This is a genomic window from Planktophila warneckei (SeqCode), from assembly GCF_965234675.1.
Lineage (GTDB): Bacteria > Actinomycetota > Actinomycetes > Nanopelagicales > Nanopelagicaceae > Planktophila > Planktophila warneckei.
In genome coordinates, this window is the sequence record NZ_OZ248350.1 from 59,746 (window position 1) to 79,015 (window position 19,270).

The window sequence follows — 19,270 nt, forward strand, 5'->3', positions numbered from 1 at the left end:
AGGGGTACTTTACTACCCATGATGGTGGATAGGGAAACCCGAAAAGGGGCTAAGGCGGTTTATCGCATCCTTACCAAGACCTACCCAAATATTCGCTGCGAACTAGATTTCACAAACCCGCTGGAGTTAATTGTTGCGACGGTACTGAGCGCGCAGTGCACTGATAAGAGAGTTAACACTGTTACGCCCGCGCTCTTCAAGCGGTACAAGAATCCAAAGGCGTATGCAAAAGCTGATCTGCACGAAATTGAAGATTTAATTCATTCAACTGGTTTTTATCGGGCAAAGGCTCGCAACATTAAGAATTTGAATATCAAGTTATTAGAAGATTTCAAAGGCGAAGTACCGCGCACACTTGAAGAGCTAATTACATTGCCAGGTGTTGGTCGCAAGACAGCAAATGTAGTTTTAGGCCATGCCTTTGATACTCCCGGAATTACAGTTGATACCCACTTTGGTCGTTTATCACGACGATTCGGTTGGACAAAAGAAACAGATCCAGTAAAAGTTGAAATGGTTGTGCAGCAGTTAATTCCACAACCCGAATGGACAAATCTTTCACAGCGAATGATTTGGCATGGGCGTCGTATCTGTCATGCAAGAAAACCAGCGTGCGGTGCATGTCCGGTAGCAAAAATCTGTCCCAGTGTTGGCATTGGCGAGATGGATAAAGAAAAGGCATTACTGTTAGTTAAAACAGATAAGGATTTCCGATGAGAAGAGTTTGGCTTGTTGTAACTCTTCTTTTGCTGACCGCTTGTTCACCATCTTCATCGTATGTAAGAGGAGAAGTTGTTTCTTGCGAATCAATTTCACAGGATAAAAGCTTCACCGGTGGAATTTCGATGGATTGTTTAGATCGCACCGATGGCGCGCGCCTTGGTGGATTACGAGGACCGATGGTTGTGAATGTGTGGGGATCATGGTGCGGCCCGTGCAAAGAAGAGATGCCTATCCTTCGCTCCTTTTACGCAAAAGCTAAGGGCAAGGTTGCGTTAATCGGTGTAGATGTTGAAGAAGCAACATTTGATGATGGTCGCTTGTTTGTTGAACGCAACGGCATTACCTGGCCCAATCTTTACGATCCAGATGGCCGCTCACGTAAGTACTTTGGTTTAGGCGTGCCAGTTACCTGGTTTATTGCAGCAGATGGCTCTGTTGCAGGCAAGAAAATAGGCGTGCTTAAGAATGAAATCGAACTAATTTCCCTGACCAATAAGTACTTGGGCGTAAAGCTCTAATCCTCATCCTTTGAACTATGCAGTCCATCTGAAATCAAACGCATCACATTTGGATCAGCAAGGGTTGTCGCATCTCCAACTTGGCGGTTTTCAGCCACATCTTTGAGCAATCTACGCATGATTTTGCCGCTTCGAGTCTTTGGAAGCTCAGCAACAACCAAGATCTGGCGAGGTTTTGCGATCGCACCGATCTCTTTTGCAACGTGATTACGAAGTTCAGTTACTAATTTTTCTCCACTTGCATGTGCAACTCCACCACGCAGAATTACGAAGGCAACAATTCCTTGGCCTGTCATGGCATCTGCTGCGCCAACTACAGCAGCTTCAGCAACTGCTTCATGTGAAACAAGTGCTGATTCAACCTCAGTTGTTGAAATGCGGTGACCAGAAACATTCATCACATCATCAACGCGACCTAACAACCAAATTGCACCATCTTTATCTAACTTTGCACCATCTCCTGCAAAGTAAATTCCTGCAAAGCGAGACCAATAAGTTTCCTTATAACGTTCATCTTCGCCCCACACGCCGCGCAACATTCCGGGCCATGGCTTATCTAAAATCAAAAATCCACCGTGACCCTTTGCAACAGGTTGTGCGTTGTCATCAACAACGACCGCACTAATTCCAGGAATTGGAGTCATTGCAGATCCTGGCTTTGTTGCTGTTACACCTGGCAGTGGTGAGATCATGATTCCGCCAGTTTCTGTTTGCCACCAGGTATCAACAATTGGGCAACGGTTTCCACCAACAACTTCGCGGTACCACATCCATGCTTCAGGATTAATTGGTTCACCAACAGATCCAAGTAAACGTAGTGAAGTTAAGTTGAACTTATTTGGGTACTCATCGCCCCACTTCATCCAGGTACGAATCAATGTTGGCGCGGTGTACAAAATAGTTACGCCGTACTTTTCAATAATTTCAAAGATACGTCCCTTGTGCGGAGTATCTGGTGTGCCTTCATACATCACCTGAGTCGCACCATTAATTAGTGGACCGTAAACAATGTAGCTATGGCCCGTAATCCAACCAACATCGGCGGTGCACCAATACACATCAGTTTCAGGCTTAATATCAAAGACAACACGGTGGGTATAGGCCGCCTGCGTTAAATAACCGCCAGTTGTATGGAAAATTCCCTTTGGTTTTGCTGTTGTTCCAGATGTGTACAAAATAAATAGCGGGTGCTCGGAATCAAAGAACTCAGCGGTGTGATCTGCTGATTGGCGTTGAACAATCTCGTGCCACCACACATCTGTTTCAGAGTTCCAGGCGGTTTCTTGCTTAGTACGTTGAACAACTAAAACCTTCTTGACGTTGTGCTTACCTTTAAGTGCTTCATCAACAGCAGGCTTCAGTGCAAATGCTGCACCTTTGCGGAAACCACCATCTGCAGTAATTACTAACTTTGCATCTGCATCTTGAATACGTGACAACAACGCATCCGCTGAGAAACCACCAAAGACAACAGAGTGCGCGGCACCAATGCGAGCGCATGCAAGCATCGCAACAGCAGCTTCGGGAATCATCGGCATGTAAATTGCAACGCGATCGCCTGCTTCAACACCAAGTTCGATTAATGCATTTGCGGTTTTCTTAACTTCAATCAACATCTGCGCATAAGTAATATCTTGCGTGTCGCCTGGTTCGCCGACAAAGTGAAAAGCAACGCGATCTCCGCGACCTTCTAGTACATGGCGATCTAATGCGTTGTATGAAGCGTTGATCTTTCCGCCAACAAACCATTCCGCATATGGTGCTTCCCACTTAAGAACCGTGTCCCACTTTTTATCCCATGACAGGTTGCTTGCCTGAACCTGCCAAAACGCCAGGCGATCCTTTTCTGCTTGGTCGTAAAGATCTGGTTTGGCATTTGCTTGGGCTGCGAACTCGGCAGATGGCGCAAAGGTGCGCTCTTCGCTGAGCAGGTTCTCTAAGGACTCGTGATCTTGGGTCATAAAGCAAGAGGCTACCTGCTGAGCATTGTTATCAACAGGGATTTGAAGGGTTGAGTTTGCGAGCGAGGGGTAGCCCAAGGATGCGCCAACAGAAAGGAGAATCCATGCTTACATCCTTTATTTTGATGCTCATCAAACTGCTCAGCAATCCCACCATGGTCGCTGCGCTGGCTAAATTCCTGGCCAATGCCCTGAAAAGTGTGAGCTAAAAGCGCTTAAAGACCCTTCGTCAGGCTTCGGCGGAGGGTCTTTTTGTGCCATGAAGGCGAAGGTGAGAGGATTGGCCGTAAGCCTCTAGACGACTCAACGAAGCGCTCAGTCTAAAGATTTACTACGAGCCCATAGGAGTCACTATGCCAATTGCAACCCCCGAAATTTATGCCGACATGTTGGATCGCGCTAAAAAAGGCGCTTTCGCATATCCAGCAATCAACGTTTCATCATCACAGACCATCACAGCTGCTATTCGTGGTTTCGCCGAAGCAGAGTCAGATGGAATCATCCAATTTTCATGGGGCGGTGCCGAATACGCATCAGGCTCAACAGTTAAGAACATGGTTGATGGCGCAGTTGCGCTCGCAGAGTTCGCACATGTTGTCGCGAAGAACTACAAAGTAAATATTGGTATTCACACAGATCACTGCCCAGCAGAAAAGTTGGATGGCTTTATGCGTCCACTTCTTGCATTTGGTGCAGATCGCATTAAGTCAGGTAAGGCACCTTTGTTCAACTCACACATGTGGGATGGATCAGCGGTTGATATGCCTGAAAACATGAAGGTCGCCAAGGAAATGTTGGCGATGTCTGTTGCAGCAAAGACAATTCTTGAAATTGAAATCGGCGTTGTTGGTGGAGAAGAAGATGGCATCGAAGCAAAGCACGATGCAAAGCTGTACTCAACTCCTGAAGATGCACTTCTAACAATTGAAACTCTGGGAACAGATGCAAATGCTCGCTACATGGTTGCGGCAACATTTGGAAATGTTCACGGTGTTTACAAGCCAGGAAACGTTGTATTGCAGCCAAAGATTCTTGCAACATTGCAAGAAGCGGTTTCTGCAAAGCTTGGATTACCTGCAGGAAGCAAGCCAATGGACTTGGTATTCCACGGTGGTTCTGGCTCACTTCTTTCTGAGATCCGCGAATCACTTGATTACGGCGTAATTAAGATGAATATCGATACAGATACTCAGTACGCATTTACACGTCCAGTTGTTGATCACATGCTCAAGAACTACGACGGTGTGCTAAAGATTGATGGCGAAGTTGGAAACAAGAAGGCTTACGATCCACGCGCATGGGGCAAGGCAGCTGAAGCAGGAATGGCAGCTCGCGTTGTACATGCATGTGAGGATCTACGTTCAACTGGCACTACATCACTTAAGTAATTAACAACTAGTCGGAGAGGCTTTACTCATGCCTGCATTAGTACTACTCGGAGCTCAGTGGGGCGACGAAGGCAAGGGTAAAGCCACCGACCTGTTGGGCGATCGCGTTGATTATGTAGTTCGCTATCAAGGCGGTAACAACGCAGGACACACAGTTGTAATTGGAGATCAGAAGTACGCACTTCACTTATTGCCTTCAGGAATTCTTTCTCCAAATGTAATTCCAGTTATTGCAAATGGTGTTGTTATTGATCCAAGTGTTTTACTTGAAGAGATCCGTGGATTAAATGAACGCGGAATCGATACAAGCAAGCTTTTAATTTCTACTAACGCACATTTGATTACTCCTTATCACCGCACAATCGATAAGGTGTCAGAGCGCTTCTTAGGCAAGTCAAAGATCGGAACAACTGGTCGCGGAATCGGACCTGCGTATGCAGACAAGATCAACCGCATCGGTATTCGCGTTCAGGATCTTTTTGATCCATCAATCCTTCGCCAAAAGCTTGAAGGTGCGCTGCGCGATAAGAATCAGATTTTAATTAAGGTTTTCAACCGCAAGAACATTGAAGTTGATGAGGTCCTTGAGGAGTACCTGAAGTACGCAGATATCTTGCGTCCATATGTAGCAGACACAGTTTTAATCTTGGATGAAGCGCTAAAGGCTGGAAAACGAGTACTTCTAGAGGGTTCTCAGGGCACATTGTTGGATGTTGATCACGGTACTTATCCATTCGTAACCTCAAGTAATCCAACTGCAGGTGGCGCATGTACAGGTTCTGGAATCGGACCTACAAAGATTGATCGTGTAATCGGAATTTTGAAGGCGTATACAACTCGCGTTGGTAGCGGACCTTTCCCAACTGAACTATTTGATGAAGATGGCGAAGCGCTACGTCGTATCGGTGGAGAAGTTGGTGTTACAACTGGTCGCGCACGTCGTTGCGGTTGGTTTGATGCACCTATCGCTCGTTACGCGGTTCGCGTCAATGGTTTAACTGATTTCTTCCTTACAAAGCTAGATGTTCTAACTGGTTGGGAAAAGATTCCAGTATGTGTTGCATACGAGATCGATGGAAAGCGTGTTGAAGAGCTTCCAGCTTCACAAACAGATTTCCACCACGCAAAGCCAATCTACGAATACTTAGCTGGTTGGACTGAAGATATTTCTAATGCACGCAAATTGTCAGATCTTCCAAAGAATGCACAGGATTACGTGGCATTCCTTGAAAAGATTTCAGGTGCACCAATGAGCGCGATTGGCGTTGGTCCCGGGCGCGATCAAACAATTGTCGTAAAGGATTTCATCTAAGAATGAAAATCCTCCTAGTCGGAAGCGGCGGACGCGAACACGCGCTAGGAGTAGGACTACAAGCAGATCCAGCATGTACAGAGCTTCATGCTGCTCCGGGTAATCCAGGTATCGCACAATTTGCACGGTGTCATCAGGTTGCAGTTACAGATAATGATGCAATCGTTGCTTTAGCTCAGCAGTTGCAGGTAGATCTAGTTGTTGTTGGCCCAGAGGTTCCACTGGTTAATGGTGTTGCAGATGCCCTACGAGCAGCCAATATCGCTGTTTTTGGACCATCGAAGGCAGCTGCTCAATTAGAAGGTTCAAAGAACTTCGCCAAGGAAGTAATGCGAGATGCGGGTGTTCCAACTGCACACAGTTTTACCTGCACAACTAAGGAAGAGATTGAAATTGCATTGGATGCATTTGATGCACCATATGTTGTTAAGGATGATGGCTTAGCTGCAGGCAAAGGCGTTGTAGTAACAAATGATCGTCAAGAAGCTTTAGATCATGCACTTGCATGTAAGCGAGTTGTTATTGAAGAGTATTTAGATGGCCCAGAAGTTTCATTGTTTGGAATTAGTGATGGAACAACAATTTTGCCAATGCAACCTGCACAAGATTTCAAACGTGCTTATGACAATGATGAGGGTCCAAACACTGGTGGCATGGGTGCGTACTCACCATTGCCATGGGCACCATCAGATATTGTCGAAGATACTTACAAACAAGTTTTAGCGCCAATGATTGCCGAGATGGCAGCGCGCGGAACTCCATTTGTTGGATTGTTGTATGCAGGTCTTGCACTAACAGATCACGGAACTCGAGTCATTGAATTTAATGCTCGCTTTGGAGATCCTGAAACTCAAGTATTAATTCCACGTTTAAAGACTCCTCTTGCAACTTTGTTGTACAACGCTGCAACTGGAAATCTCAAAGGAACAACTTTGGAATGGAAAGCTGATTCTGCGGTAACAATCGTGTTAGCTGCAGAAGGGTATCCAGCGGCGCCAAAGTCCAGCGGAATCATCACTGGATTTTCAACGATAGAAGATGTTTCGATTTATCACGCAGGTACCGCCACCACCGATAAAGGTGTTGTTGCATCTGGTGGACGAGTTCTCACAGTTACTGGCATCGGTGAGGATCTGACCGAAGCCCGTAACCGCGCATACCGAGCGATCAGCCAAATCTCACTGGCTGGATCCTTTTATCGTTCCGACATCGCGCTAAATGCGTCGGTGGCAGAGAAGGGCAATTAAATGACGGATAATTCACCAATGAGCCTGCTTGCTAGCCGATATGCATCAGCTGCGATGCGTGAAATCTTCGCGCCAGAGGCAAAAATCATCGCTGAACGCAAGCTCTGGATCGCGGTTATGCGTGCTCAATCAACATTAGGCCACGCGATTTCCAATGATGTAATTACAGATTACGAAAAGGTAATTACACGTGTGGATTTAGCATCAATCGATGCTCGTGAAAAGCAAACCCGTCACGATGTGAAGGCACGCATCGAAGAGTTCAACGCATTAGCTGGACATGAAGCAATCCACGCCGGAATGACTAGCCGCGACTTAACGGAAAACATTGAAGCACTTCAGATCCGTAACGGTCTTGAAATCGTTCATGACAAGGTTGTAACACTTCTAGCTCGTCTTGGTGAGCGCGCAGCGCAGTACGCAGACCAACCAATTGCAGGACGTTCACACAACGTTCCGGCGCAGATTACAACTTTAGGAAAGCGCTTTGCATCTGCTGCAGAAGAGTTGTTGTTTGCATACGAGCGTTTAACTGCACTTCAAGCTCGTTATCCAATGCGCGGTATAAAAGGACCAGTTGGAACTGCTCAGGATTCAATTGATTTACTTGGTTCATCAGATGCACACTTCAAATTAGAAGGTGCGATCGCGAAGGAACTTGGTTTCAACAATGTACTTGATTCAACTGGGCAGATCTATCCGCGCTCATTTGATTATGATGTTGTAACCACTTTGGTTCAAATCGCATCATCACCATCCTCTCTTGCAACATCAATTCGTTTAATGGCCGGTGCCGAATTAGTTACCGAAGGTTTTAAAGCAGGACAAGTTGGCAGCAGCGCAATGCCTCACAAGATGAATACCCGTTCTTGTGAACGTGTGAACGGTCTTTCAGTTGTGCTTCGTGGCTATGCATCAATGGTCAGTGAACTATCTGGTGATCAATGGAATGAAGGCGATGTTTCATGCAGCGTTGTACGTCGCGTTGCACTGCCCGATGCTTTCTACGCAATCGATGGCTTGCTCGAAACAATGCTTACCGTGCTTGATGAGTTCGGAGCCTTTCCGGCGGTAATTAGTGCTGAATTAGAGCGTTATTTACCGTTCTTGGCAACAACAAAGATTCTCATGGCAGCGGTTAAAGCAGGCGTTGGCCGCGAAGTTGCCCATGAAGTTATTAAGGAGCATGCGGTTAAAGCTGCTCTAGGAATGCGCGAAGGAAAGAAGAACACACTTCTTGATGATTTAGCAGCAGATAGTCGATTGCCGCTTGATCGCGCAGCGCTAGATATTTTAATTAGCGACCCAATTGAATTTACTGGCGAAGCTCGCCAACAAGTGGCACGAGTTGTACATCGCATCGATGCGATTACATCCGCGCACCCTGCCGCAGCGCAGTACAAGCCCGGCTCTATTCGGTGAGCGGCTTCGGCCTAGCTGGTCCACCGCCAGCGCCTTCAATTCCTGGGTGGACTCATCTGCGTACCGGAAAAGTTCGCGAACTTTATACAAATGATAAAAAAGAGATTCTGCTTGTAGCCTCTGATCGAATCTCTGCCTACGACTGGGTTATGCCAACAACAATTCCAGGCAAAGGCGCCGTACTAACTCAACTCTCTTTATTTTGGTTTGAATTACTCGAAGACATTATCGGCAACCACATTGTTTCTACAGAAGTTCCTGCTGTTGTTGAAGATCGCGCAGTGATTGTCCAGCCATTAACAATGTTTGAAGTTGAATGTGTCGCGCGTGGATATTTAACGGGCAGCGGCTGGAGCGAGTATCAAAACAACAAGGCGGTATGCGGAAATGCATTACCTGCTGGATTGCTAGATGGCTCTCAATTACCAGCAACCATCTTTACGCCAGCTACAAAAGCTGAAATTGGCGATCACGACATCAACGTAGATTTTGCTGGAGCTGCAGCGATTGTTGGTGCTGAAGATGCAGCACAACTACGCGATTTAACAATCAAGTTATACGAAACCGCATCAGAGTTTGCAGCCAGCCGTGGAATCATCGTGGCAGATACTAAGTTCGAATTCGGACGCAACGACAAGGGCCAGATAATCCTCGGCGATGAGGCGCTAACTCCTGATTCTTCACGGTTTTGGGAGGCTTCAACCTGGAAGCCAGGCGGTGCACAGCCCTCGTATGACAAGCAGTTTCTACGTGACTACCTAGTAGCAAGCGGATGGGATAGAAATAGCCCACCCCCTGAACTACCAGCTGAAATCGTAGAGAAGACAGCACTTCGTTACGAAGAAGCATTTTTCCGAATCACCGGCAGCAAGTTCTAAAAGGGAGAAAACAAATGGCAAAGATCGTGGTTGATGTGATGTTGAAGCCCGAGATTCTTGATCCTCAAGGAAATGCTGTCGCATCTGCGCTGCCACGACTTGGATTCAACTTTGCTAAATCAGTTCGCCAAGGAAAGCGATTTGAAATTGAGATCGATGGAGAGCCAACACCGGCGCAACTTGCTGAGGTAGAAAAAGCCGCTGAAGTTTTGCTCTCTAACCCTGTAATTGAAAACTTCGTTGTGAGAGTTGAAAAGTAATGCGCGTAGGAGTAATTACCTTTCCAGGAACTCTGGATGATCGAGATGCAGCTCGCGCAGTAGTTGCCGGTGGTGCTGAAGCTGTTTCTTTGTGGCATGGCGAAGCGGATCTAAAGAGCGTTGACGCAGTTGTATTGCCGGGTGGATTCTCTTACGGTGATTACCTGCGCTGCGGTGCTATTTCACGCTTTGCACCGGTTATGCAACTAGTAATTGAAGCTGCTAACAAAGGAATGCCAGTTCTTGGAATTTGCAATGGCTTCCAGGTTCTGTGCGAATCACATCTTTTGCCAGGTGCATTAACTCGTAACTCAGATTTACATTTCTTATGCCGCGATCAAGAGATTGAAGTTGTAAATAACAAGACTGCGTGGACAAACTCATTTTCGCAAGGCGAAAAGATTGTTATTCCACTAAAAAATGGCGAAGGCTCTTTCCAGTGCGATGATCAAACCCTTGCCATGCTCGAAGGCGAAGGCCGCATAATCGCCCGTTATGTAGGCGAAAACCCGAACGGATCACGCAATTTAGTAGCCGGAATTACAAATGCAAAGGGAAATGTTGTTGGGCTGATGCCTCACCCAGAGCATGCAATTGATGAGTTAACAGGACCATCTGCACAGGGTCTTGGCTTCTTTACCTCAATCTTGAATGCGATGGTGAAGTAATGGCGCTAGATACAGTTGCAGTTGCACAAACAACTCCAGATAACTCACAACCATTTGCCGAACTTGGGCTAAAGCCCGATGAATATGCACGCATCAAAGAAATTCTTGGTCGTCGCCCAACTTCATCAGAGCTCGCAATGTATTCAGTGATGTGGTCAGAGCACTGTTCATACAAATCCTCAAAAGTCCACTTAAAGCAGTTTGGTGAAAAGGCGCCAAAGTCAGATGCACTTCTAGTTGGTATTGGCGAAAACGCAGGTGTTGTTGATGTCGGTCAGGGATATGCGGTAACTTTCAAAATTGAATCACACAACCACCCTTCATTTGTTGAGCCTTATCAAGGTGCTGCAACTGGTGTTGGTGGAATTGTTCGTGACATTCTGACAATGGGTGCTCGCCCAATTGCAGTTATGGATCCACTTCGTTTTGGTCCGGCAGATGCACCTGATACACGTCGAGTGCTTCCGGGAATCGTTGCAGGTGTTGGTGGTTACGGAAATTGTCTTGGGCTTCCAAATATCGGAGGTGAAGTTACATTTGATGAAACATATGCAGGTAATCCACTTGTAAATGCTTTGTGCGTTGGCGTAATGAAGCACAGCGACATTAAGTTGGCTAAAGCCGCAGGTGCCGGCAATCTAGTTGTGTTGTACGGTGCGAAAACCGGTGGCGATGGAATCGGTGGAGTATCTGTACTTGCATCGGAAACATTTGGTGCTGGTGGATCTACAAAGCGCCCAAGTGTTCAAGTTGGCGATCCATTTGTTGAAAAGGTTTTGATTGAATGTTCCCTAGAAATCTTCGCTGAAGATCTAGTTGTAGGCATCCAAGACCTTGGTGGAGCAGGCTTATCCTGCGCAACAAGCGAGCTTGCATCAGGCGGCTCTGGCGGCATGAAGGTTCAGTTAGACAAGGTTCCATTGCGTGATCCATCACTGTCACCTGAAGAAATCTTGATGTCTGAGTCTCAAGAGCGTATGTGCGCGATTGTTGAGCCAAGCAAGATCGATCGCTTCTTAGAAATCTGCAAGAAATGGGATGTAACTGTCACAGTTATTGGTGAGGTTACAGATGGAAATCATCTTGAAATTACCTGGAATGGCGAGTTAATCGTTGATGTTCCACCTCGCACAGTTGCTCACGATGGCCCGGTTTATAACCGTCCGTTGGCACAGCCGGATTACATCAACCAGGTGAACTCACAAAGAGTTAATGTACCGATTCCTGTTACTGCAGCAGAGATTAAGGCAGCTGTCCTGAAGTTAGCGGCTGCACCAAACCTTGCTGATAAGTCTTGGGTTACATCTCAGTACGACAAATATGTACAAGGAAACACAATTCAATCTCAGCCTGATGATTCCGGAATGATTCGAATTGATGAAACAACAAATTTGGGCGTTGCAATCTCAACTGATGCGAATGCCAACTGGTCCTACCTAAACCCTTATCAAGGTGCAAAGTTGGCGTTAGCGGAAGCGGCACGCAATATTGCTACAGCTGGTGCTCGACCATTAGCGGTTACTAACTGTCTGAACTTTGGTTCTCCAGAAGATCCAGGTGTTATGTGGCAGTTTGCTGAATCAGTTCGTGGACTCGCAGATGGTTGTTTAGAAATGGGATTGCCTGTTACTGGTGGAAATGTTTCTTTCTACAACCAAACCGGAACAGTTGCGATTCTTCCTACGCCAGTTATTGGTGTACTAGGAGTTATCCAAGATGTACGTACCCGCACACCAATGAGCTTTACTAAAGCAGGATTAGATCTTTACTTACTTGGTGAAACTCAAGCAGATCTTGCAGGAAGCGAATGGGCTTTCTTGCATAACCAACGTGTAGGACAGTCTCCAGATGCTGATTTACAGCGTGAAATGCGCTTAATTGAGCTACTTCTTGAAGGTAACTCATTCTTTGCGGCAGCTCATGATTTAAGTCAAGGTGGTTTATCTGCTGGTTTAACTGAGATGGTGCTGCGCCACAAGGTTGGTGCAACTGTGTCATTAACTAATGCAGGTGTTGCACTTCTTAGCGAGACACCTGGTCGAGTAATTGTTGCTATTGATCCGGCAGATACTTCAAAGCTTGAAGCGTTAGCGGTTAAGAATTCAATCGCCATCACAAAGCTTGGAACAACTGGGGGAGATGCTTTAACAATCAATGATGCGGTTATTTCGCTAACTGAACTATCAACAGCTCACACATCTACATTCCCTAAGTTGTTTGGATAACGATGCGCGATCCTCAGATTCTTGAACAGGTTAAGAGCACACTTGCGCTCTTAACTACCAAGGCTCCTGGGCGTGCAATAGAAGTTCGCGTTCCACCATATGCGGCTGTGCAATGTGGTGAGGGTCCAACACATACTCGCGGAACTCCACCTAACACCATCGAAATGGATGCAGACACCTGGTTAGCACTTGCTGCTGGCAAATTAAGTTGGAGCGATGCGATGAACAGCGGCGCAATTTCAGCATCTGGCGTTCGCGCTGACTTAACCGAATACCTACCGTTAGGATCAGATGCATGAGACGCCCTGATGGTTTGCTCAATCACAATGTCTTAGGTGAGGACAAAGGTCCTCAAGATGCGTGCGGAGTTTTTGGAGTCTGGGCTCCTGGTGAAGAGGTTGCGAAGTTAACCTTCTACGGCTTATATGCACTGCAACACCGTGGCACTGAATCAGCAGGAATTGCCACAAGTGATGGCGAAAGAATTCTTATCTACAAAGATATGGGTCTGGTTTCTCAGGTATTTACTGAAGGCGACCTTGCAACCCTTAAGGGAAATCTTGCAATCGGTCACTGCCGTTACAGCACAACAGGTTCAAGCACCTGGGTAAATGCTCAGCCAACCTTGCGCCCAACTAAGTACGGAACACTGGCTTTAGCCCATAACGGCAACCTAACAAACACAGGGGATTTAGCAGAGTTAGTACAAAAACTTGAAGGAACTCCAGCCAATACACGTGGTGCAACAACTGATACCGAGATCATGACAGCACTTATTGCACTACAAGATCAAAAGAATGTTGAAGCAAGTGCGATTGCAGTACTTCCACAACTAGAAGGCGCATTTTCACTTGTATTTATGGATGAGCACACCTTGTATGCCGCACGTGATCGTCATGGTGTTCGCCCATTGGTACTTGGAAAACTTGAAACCGGCTGGGTTGTAGCTTCCGAAAGTGCTGGCTTAGATATTGTCGGTGCAGCCTTTGTGCGCGAAATTGAACCAGGTGAATTTATTGCAATTGATTCAAATGGTGTTCGCTCGCAACGTTGGGCTGAAGCACAGCCAAAGGGATGTCTCTTTGAATATGTTTACCTTGCACGACCAGACACAACTATCGCGGGCAGCGGAATTCATAAGACTCGTGTAGCAATTGGTGCGCAGCTTGCAAAGGAAGCACCGGTAGAAGCAGATCTTGTTATTCCAGTTCCTGAATCAGGAACGCCTGCAGCAATTGGTTATGCGAAAGAGTCTGGAATCCCATTTGGAATGGGATTGGTAAAGAACTCGTATGTTGGTCGCACCTTTATCCAACCATCACAAACTATTCGTCAATTAGGTATTCGCCTAAAGCTAAACCCACTGCGCGAAATTATTGAAGGAAAGCGAATTGTTGTCGTCGATGATTCAATTGTTCGCGGAAATACCCAGCGCGCAATAGTCCGGATGCTTCGCGAAGCTGGTGCTCGTGAAATTCATGTACGTATCTCTTCACCTCCTGTTAAGTGGCCTTGCTACTACGGAATTGATTTTGCAACCAAAGCTGAATTAATCGCCAATGGTTTAGATACTGAAGAGATTCGTCGCTCTATTGGAGCTGATTCGCTTGGGTATGTCTCGCTCGATGGTCTAATTTCAGCGACAGAGGTGGCTTCTGACCGCCTATGTTCTGCATGTTTTACAGGTGAGTATCCAATCCGCATCCCTCAGGATCTTTCTGAGGGAAAGATGCGCCTAGAGATCACGGAAGTACACGGTAACTAATGTCTACTTATAAAGATGCTGGCGTCGATATTGATGCAGGAGACCGCGCAGTTGAGTTAATGAAGGCTTCAATTGCTAAAGCCTCACGCCCTGAAGTTATCGGCAGCATTGGTGGCTTTGCTGGTTTGTTTGATGCCAGCAAGTTAAAGGATATGAAGCAGCCGCTGCTTGCAACATCTACCGATGGAGTAGGAACTAAGACAGAAATCGCACGTGCACTTGGTAAGTACGACACCATCGGCGAAGATCTTGTAGCAATGGTTGTTGATGATTTAGTTGTGTGCGGTGCCGAACCATTGTTTATGACTGATTACATCGCGGTCGGCAAAGTTGTTCCTGAACGCATTGCAGATATCGTCGCCGGAATCGCTCGCGGTTGTGCAAAGGCAAACACAGCATTGATCGGTGGAGAAACAGCTGAACACCCAGGATTGCTCGATGATGATGAGTTTGATGTTGCAGGTGCTGCAACAGGTGTCGTTGATGCAGATCGCCAGCTAGGTGCACACCGAGTTAAAGCAGGAGATGTCATTATCGGAATGCCATCTAGTGGTTTCCATGCAAATGGTTACTCACTTGTTCGACACATCATTAAGACCGCAAAGTTAAGTCTTGAAGCAAATGTAAGTGAATACGGCAAAACATCTGGTGAGGTGTTTTTGACACCAACTGAGATCTACACACTTGATTGTTTAACGTTGATTAAATCAATGCCAGAACACCTACATGCTTTTTCACACATTACCGGTGGTGGAATTGCAGAAAACACTGCACGTGTAATTCCTGATCACTTAACAGCAACGTATGACCGTTCAACATGGTCGTTGCCGGTTGAGATGGAGTTCATGGCGAAGATGGGTGGGGTTCCTCAGGCCGATATGGAGCGCACTTGGAACTGTGGCATCGGAATGAGCGCCTTTGTTGACCCTTCCGTTGCCGACCTGACGCTGCGTTCATTGGCCGCTCGAGGGATGAAGGCCTGGGTTGCAGGGGTGGTAACTGAGCGTAAAGGCTCCGATCCACGCTCAACTTTGGAAGGTACCTACAAGGCGCGATAACCTACCTCCCTGACGCACAGCAATTAGTGAAGGAGGTCGCCCATGGGTCGCGGCCGCGCAAAAGCAAAGCAAACTAAAGTTGCACGTGATTTGAAATATAACGCGCAAGATATGGATCTCGATCGTCTTGCCAAAGAACTTCACGGCGAGGTCGACACAACTTCACGCAAGGATGACGATGATCCTTTTGCTGAGGGCAACTACATTCCACGTGCGTGAGAGCTACACCGTATCTCGCTTCACTTCGTGTTTACGAACCACTTTCTGCATTTGAACCTGCCGACCGTTTACGGTGGCAAACAATTGAAAGTGATCTAACAAGCTTCAAACGCGAAGAAGAGTTAGCGCTGCATCGAGTTGTACAACCTGAACCACCTGCAGGACGCCCTGACGGTGTTCACATTCTTGATCGCGATGGTGTTCGTTACGTTTCACCGTGGGCAACAGCAACACGTTGTTGGGCGGCGTTAGATAATTTTAAAGATTCACTACCAAGTACAGTCGTTCCATACTTTGTAACTCCAGCAATGGAGGATGTAATCACTGCCGGTGTTGATTTGCTTGAAGATAAAGTCCCACACATCTTAAATGAAACATGGATTATTCCTCCACGCTGGTTCATTTTGTTTTCTCCAGAAGAACGCATGCGCGGAGAAAATGAAGATGGGCTTTTCTCAATGGCACGCACTTCAATTGCTTATGCAAAGCAACGTTGTGAAAGTGCACACGAAGCGGTTTTAGGTGCATTTGGTGATGGCCCTGTAGAACAAGAGTTAGAAAACTTATTAGCGTGGCTTGAAATGTTCCATCCAGAATCATTAGTAGAACTTGATTACGGCGGTTTAGCTAATTACATGGATAAAGCTTTGCGTGATAGTGGTGAAGTTGGAATTGAAGCGGACACATCCATTGAAGATGTCACCTCATCAGTTGCCGGACTTGCTGCAGCAGATGGAATGCAGGCGGGTATTGGATATCAGCGTTTAATGTCCCGCTGGCGCTTGGTTCAAGCCTTTGAGCAGGCTTCCTAGGTATTGCTTCACGCTCGATAAATCGCAATACTTCACCCCAATACGGTCCAAAACGGACAGGCCACAATGAAGGAGTCACCATGAACCGCATCCCGGATGCCGAAGTTCTCTTGACCCCCAAAGAGGTCGCACAACGTTTCCATGTGAATCCAAAGACCGTTACACGCTGGGCAAAGGCAGGAAAGTTAACTGCTATTCGCACATTAGGTGGACATCGTCGTTATCGTGAATCAGAAGTACTAGAACGATTGCGCGAATACAAGGAATCAAGCGCTTAACACCAAGTGCAGTAGGATTAACTCATGGCCGATAAGAATGATGACATGAAAGCAAGAATGCTTGCTGCCCTTGAAGCTAAGAAGAACAAGCCAGGTGCACCAGGAACTCAAAACCATTCTGAATCTGGATCAAAGATTCGCGGCGGACAACGCAGCGGTGGAGCACCACAAGTTCAGCGCAAGGCTGGACCGTCAGGTTCTGGTTCTGCTGGCTAAATGCCAGAGCAACTGCTCATAGAAATTCGGGTTCGCCCAAACTCTTCACGAAATAAAGTTGGCGGAACCGCCGGTGATCCTCCACGTTTAATTGTTGCAGTGCAAGCACCTGCCGTTGATGGCAAAGCAAATGAAGCGGTTGTAAAAGAGCTCGCAAAAGCATTTGATTGTCGCGCTCGCGATTTCACAATCGTTTTCGGCGAACTAGGTCGCGACAAACGTTTGTTAGTTAGTGGTGATATTGCAACACTTCAGAAAAAATATGAAGAGTTACAGCAGACCGCGACGCTTCAACAGCGGCTCGATCTTTGAATCACGACCACGGAAGTTACGGAACATCTGCATTGAATCAATAGATCCACCGCGTCCAAGAAGTGTGTTCTTGAAATGTTCTCCGTTTTCACGCTTCAATCCGCCGTTTTCCTTAAACCAATCAACGGTGTCTGCATCTAATACTTCAGACCAGATGTAGCCGTAATACCCTGATGAGTAACCACCAGCGAAGATATGGCTGAAGTACGTTGAACGGTAGCGAGTTGGAACTGGTGCAAAATCAAGGCCATAATCCTTAATTGCTTGGGCTTCAAAGCCTTCTACATCAGTGACCTTTGCGGCCTCTTCAGTATTAAGCGAGTGCCATGCAAGATCCAGAATTGCAGCTGCCAAATAACTAGTTGTTGCATGTCCTTCATTGAAGGTACGAGCAGCATTTAAGTTATCGATCCATTCTTGTGGCAACTTCTCGCCAGTTTCATGGTGACGTGCATAATTTTCTACAACCTCTGGCCACAAGATCCACATCTCATTTACCTGTGATGGGAACTCAACAAAGTCACGCTGGACACTTGTTCCAGATACACGTGGGTACTTCACCTGCGATAGCAATCCGTGAATCGCATGTCCAAATTCGTGGAACAAGGTAACGATTTCATCGTAAGTAAGCAGTGTTGGCTTACCTGCAGGAGGCTTTGGAATATTGAGGTTGTTTACAACTACTGGAAGTTGGTTAAACAAGAAGTTCTGATCAACCAAGTTATTCATCCATGCGCCACCACGCTTTGAGTCACGTGTGTAGAAATCTCCGATGAATAAACCAACCTTGGTTCCATCTTCATTGTTAACTTCAAATGCCCGAGCTTCAGGATGGTAAGTCACCAAATCTGGACGCTCTTTAAATGTAATTCCAAATAACTTATTAGCTGCGAAGAAAACTCCATCATGAAGTACGCGCTCTAGTTCGAAGTAAGGACGCATCTTTGAGGTATCGATGTTGTACTTTTCTAAGCGAACCTTTTCGGTATAGAAACCCCAGTCCCAGCTTTCAATATCTGTTCCAGCAGATTTCTTCAGATCATCAGCCTCAGCCTTTGCATTGCGGACTGCAGCAGGTGCGATCTTGCGAAGCATTGCGTGGACATTGTCTGGATGTTCAGCTGTCTGTACAGCAATCACATGCTCTGCATGAGTTTCCTTGCCAAACAACTTTGCACGCTCTGCACGCAACTTAACCATTTGTAGAAGTACAGGCTTGTTGTCATTGTCATTTGGGCGATTAGCCTTTAACAAGGATGCCTGCATGATCTTTTTGCGAAGTTCGCGGTTAGTAAGTGAATCCAGAACTGGGTTACCGGTGAAGTTCACCATTCCGATAAGCCACTTGCCATCGTATCCGCGATCTTTGGCAGCAGCAGCGGCTGCAGCAATCTCATTGTCGCTAAGGCCATCTAGTTCTTCAATGCTTTCAACAAGAACCGCTAAATCATTTGTATCAGCCAAAACATTCTTTGAGAACTGTGTTTCAAGCTTTGAAAGCTCTTCATTGAGTTCCTTGAGACGATCACGTTGTGCTTCAGTTAAGTGAGCACCAGCATGAACTAAATCCTTGTAGTAACGCTCAAGCAACCAAGCATCTTCGTTGTTTAAACCCAAAGATTCTCGTGCATCGTAAAGATCCTTGATTCGCTTAAACAGCGCAGGGTTCAAATTAATTGCATCTTGATGGGCAGCAAGCTTTGGCGCCATCTCTTCTTCGATCGCATCTAAAGCATCACTTGTATCGCTTGATGACTTGTTAAAGAAAACTAAAAGAGTACGCATCAACATCTGACCGCTTTTTTCAAGAGCAACGATTGTGTTCTCGAATGTTGCAGCACCTGGAGTATCCAGAATCGCCTGTACCTCAGCTAGTTGCTGTGTGCATCCTTCGTAGAAGGCAGGCAGGTAATGCTCCTCTTTAATCTGAGCAAATGGAGGCAGCTCATATTCAAGGGTGCTTCGTAGGGCAAATGGGTTCGCGTTTGTCATAACGCGAACTGTACTA

At 46.5% G+C, this 19,270-nt stretch carries 20 protein-coding genes; 18 read left to right on the top strand and 2 right to left on the bottom strand.

The features are described 5' to 3' along the window. Window positions 1-18 precede the first annotated feature (18 nt). Together nth and AC8GFU_RS00340 are read left to right on the top strand one after the other, a co-directional pair. Entirely contained in the window at window positions 19-717 is a 699-nt protein-coding gene (gene nth, locus AC8GFU_RS00335; protein WP_506626527.1) for an endonuclease III, read from the top strand. Then, on the top strand, window positions 714-1,241 hold the full coding sequence (locus AC8GFU_RS00340; protein ID WP_506626528.1) for a TlpA family protein disulfide reductase: 528 nt from the start codon (window positions 714-716) through the stop codon (window positions 1,239-1,241). The genes nth and AC8GFU_RS00340 overlap by 4 nt, the downstream gene beginning before the upstream one ends. On the opposite strand, the gene acs is transcribed toward AC8GFU_RS00340, so the two are convergent. Next, window positions 1,238-3,202, bottom strand: a complete 1,965-nt coding sequence (gene acs, locus AC8GFU_RS00345; protein WP_506626529.1) for an acetate--CoA ligase — start codon at window positions 3,200-3,202, stop codon at window positions 1,238-1,240. The genes AC8GFU_RS00340 and acs overlap by 4 nt on opposite strands. Window positions 3,203-3,555: 353 nt before the next feature. Between acs and fbaA the strand changes: the two genes are divergently transcribed. From fbaA to AC8GFU_RS00425, 16 genes are all read left to right on the top strand, one after another. Then, window positions 3,556-4,590 (top strand): class II fructose-bisphosphate aldolase, encoded by a 1,035-nt coding sequence (gene fbaA, locus AC8GFU_RS00350; protein WP_506626530.1) that lies wholly within the window; start codon window positions 3,556-3,558, stop codon window positions 4,588-4,590. A 28-nt stretch (window positions 4,591-4,618) separates the two neighbouring features. Beyond that, on the top strand, window positions 4,619-5,902 hold the full coding sequence (locus AC8GFU_RS00355; RefSeq protein ID WP_506626531.1) for an adenylosuccinate synthase: 1,284 nt from the start codon (window positions 4,619-4,621) through the stop codon (window positions 5,900-5,902). A 2-nt stretch (window positions 5,903-5,904) separates the two neighbouring features. Then, a complete protein-coding gene (gene purD, locus AC8GFU_RS00360) occupies window positions 5,905-7,149 on the top strand; it encodes a phosphoribosylamine--glycine ligase (protein WP_506626532.1) in 1,245 nt (414 codons plus the stop codon). After that, the gene (purB, locus tag AC8GFU_RS00365) at window positions 7,150-8,571 is read left to right on the top strand and encodes an adenylosuccinate lyase (protein ID WP_506626533.1); all 1,422 of its coding nucleotides are present in this window, start codon (window positions 7,150-7,152) and stop codon (window positions 8,569-8,571) included. It abuts the gene before it with no gap. After that, window positions 8,568-9,449: a phosphoribosylaminoimidazolesuccinocarboxamide synthase gene (locus AC8GFU_RS00370; RefSeq protein ID WP_506626534.1), complete on the top strand. Its 882-nt coding sequence runs from the start codon at window positions 8,568-8,570 to the stop codon at window positions 9,447-9,449. Before purB ends, AC8GFU_RS00370 begins: the two co-directional genes overlap by 4 nt. A 14-nt stretch (window positions 9,450-9,463) precedes the next feature. Further along, the gene (gene purS / locus AC8GFU_RS00375) at window positions 9,464-9,709 is read left to right on the top strand and encodes a phosphoribosylformylglycinamidine synthase subunit PurS (RefSeq protein ID WP_506626535.1); all 246 of its coding nucleotides are present in this window, start codon (window positions 9,464-9,466) and stop codon (window positions 9,707-9,709) included. Next, window positions 9,709-10,377, top strand: a complete 669-nt coding sequence (purQ, locus tag AC8GFU_RS00380; protein WP_506626536.1) for a phosphoribosylformylglycinamidine synthase subunit PurQ — start codon at window positions 9,709-9,711, stop codon at window positions 10,375-10,377. The genes purS and purQ overlap by 1 nt, the downstream gene beginning before the upstream one ends. Then, entirely contained in the window at window positions 10,377-12,602 is a 2,226-nt protein-coding gene (gene purL / locus AC8GFU_RS00385) for a phosphoribosylformylglycinamidine synthase subunit PurL (protein WP_506626537.1), read from the top strand. The genes purQ and purL overlap by 1 nt, the downstream gene beginning before the upstream one ends. A gap of 2 nt (window positions 12,603-12,604) precedes the next feature. Next, on the top strand, window positions 12,605-12,901 hold the full coding sequence (locus AC8GFU_RS00390; RefSeq protein ID WP_506626538.1) for a sterol carrier family protein: 297 nt from the start codon (window positions 12,605-12,607) through the stop codon (window positions 12,899-12,901). After that, on the top strand, window positions 12,898-14,367 hold the full coding sequence (gene purF, locus AC8GFU_RS00395; protein WP_506626539.1) for an amidophosphoribosyltransferase: 1,470 nt from the start codon (window positions 12,898-12,900) through the stop codon (window positions 14,365-14,367). The genes AC8GFU_RS00390 and purF overlap by 4 nt, the downstream gene beginning before the upstream one ends. Then, entirely contained in the window at window positions 14,367-15,425 is a 1,059-nt protein-coding gene (purM, locus tag AC8GFU_RS00400) for a phosphoribosylformylglycinamidine cyclo-ligase (protein WP_506626540.1), read from the top strand. The genes purF and purM overlap by 1 nt, the downstream gene beginning before the upstream one ends. A 42-nt stretch (window positions 15,426-15,467) precedes the next feature. Next, complete coding sequence (locus AC8GFU_RS00405) at window positions 15,468-15,644, top strand: DUF3073 domain-containing protein (RefSeq protein ID WP_506626541.1); 177 nt, start codon at window positions 15,468-15,470, stop codon at window positions 15,642-15,644. Next, a complete protein-coding gene (locus AC8GFU_RS00410) occupies window positions 15,641-16,456 on the top strand; it encodes a DUF8083 family protein (RefSeq protein ID WP_506626542.1) in 816 nt (271 codons plus the stop codon). Before AC8GFU_RS00405 ends, AC8GFU_RS00410 begins: the two co-directional genes overlap by 4 nt. 80 nt (window positions 16,457-16,536) lie before the next feature. Further along, complete coding sequence (locus AC8GFU_RS00415) at window positions 16,537-16,734, top strand: BldC family transcriptional regulator (RefSeq protein WP_506626543.1); 198 nt, start codon at window positions 16,537-16,539, stop codon at window positions 16,732-16,734. A gap of 24 nt (window positions 16,735-16,758) precedes the next feature. Then, window positions 16,759-16,950, top strand: a complete 192-nt coding sequence (locus tag AC8GFU_RS00420) for a DUF5302 family protein (protein ID WP_506626544.1) — start codon at window positions 16,759-16,761, stop codon at window positions 16,948-16,950. Continuing rightward, window positions 16,951-17,262: a DUF167 domain-containing protein gene (locus AC8GFU_RS00425; RefSeq protein WP_506626545.1), complete on the top strand. Its 312-nt coding sequence runs from the start codon at window positions 16,951-16,953 to the stop codon at window positions 17,260-17,262. Here AC8GFU_RS00425 and AC8GFU_RS00430 read toward each other — a convergent pair. Next, on the bottom strand, window positions 17,221-19,254 hold the full coding sequence (locus AC8GFU_RS00430) for a M3 family metallopeptidase (RefSeq protein WP_506626546.1): 2,034 nt from the start codon (window positions 19,252-19,254) through the stop codon (window positions 17,221-17,223). The two genes, AC8GFU_RS00425 and AC8GFU_RS00430, sit on opposite strands and share 42 nt — an antisense overlap. Between the last annotated feature and the right edge of the window lie 16 nt (window positions 19,255-19,270).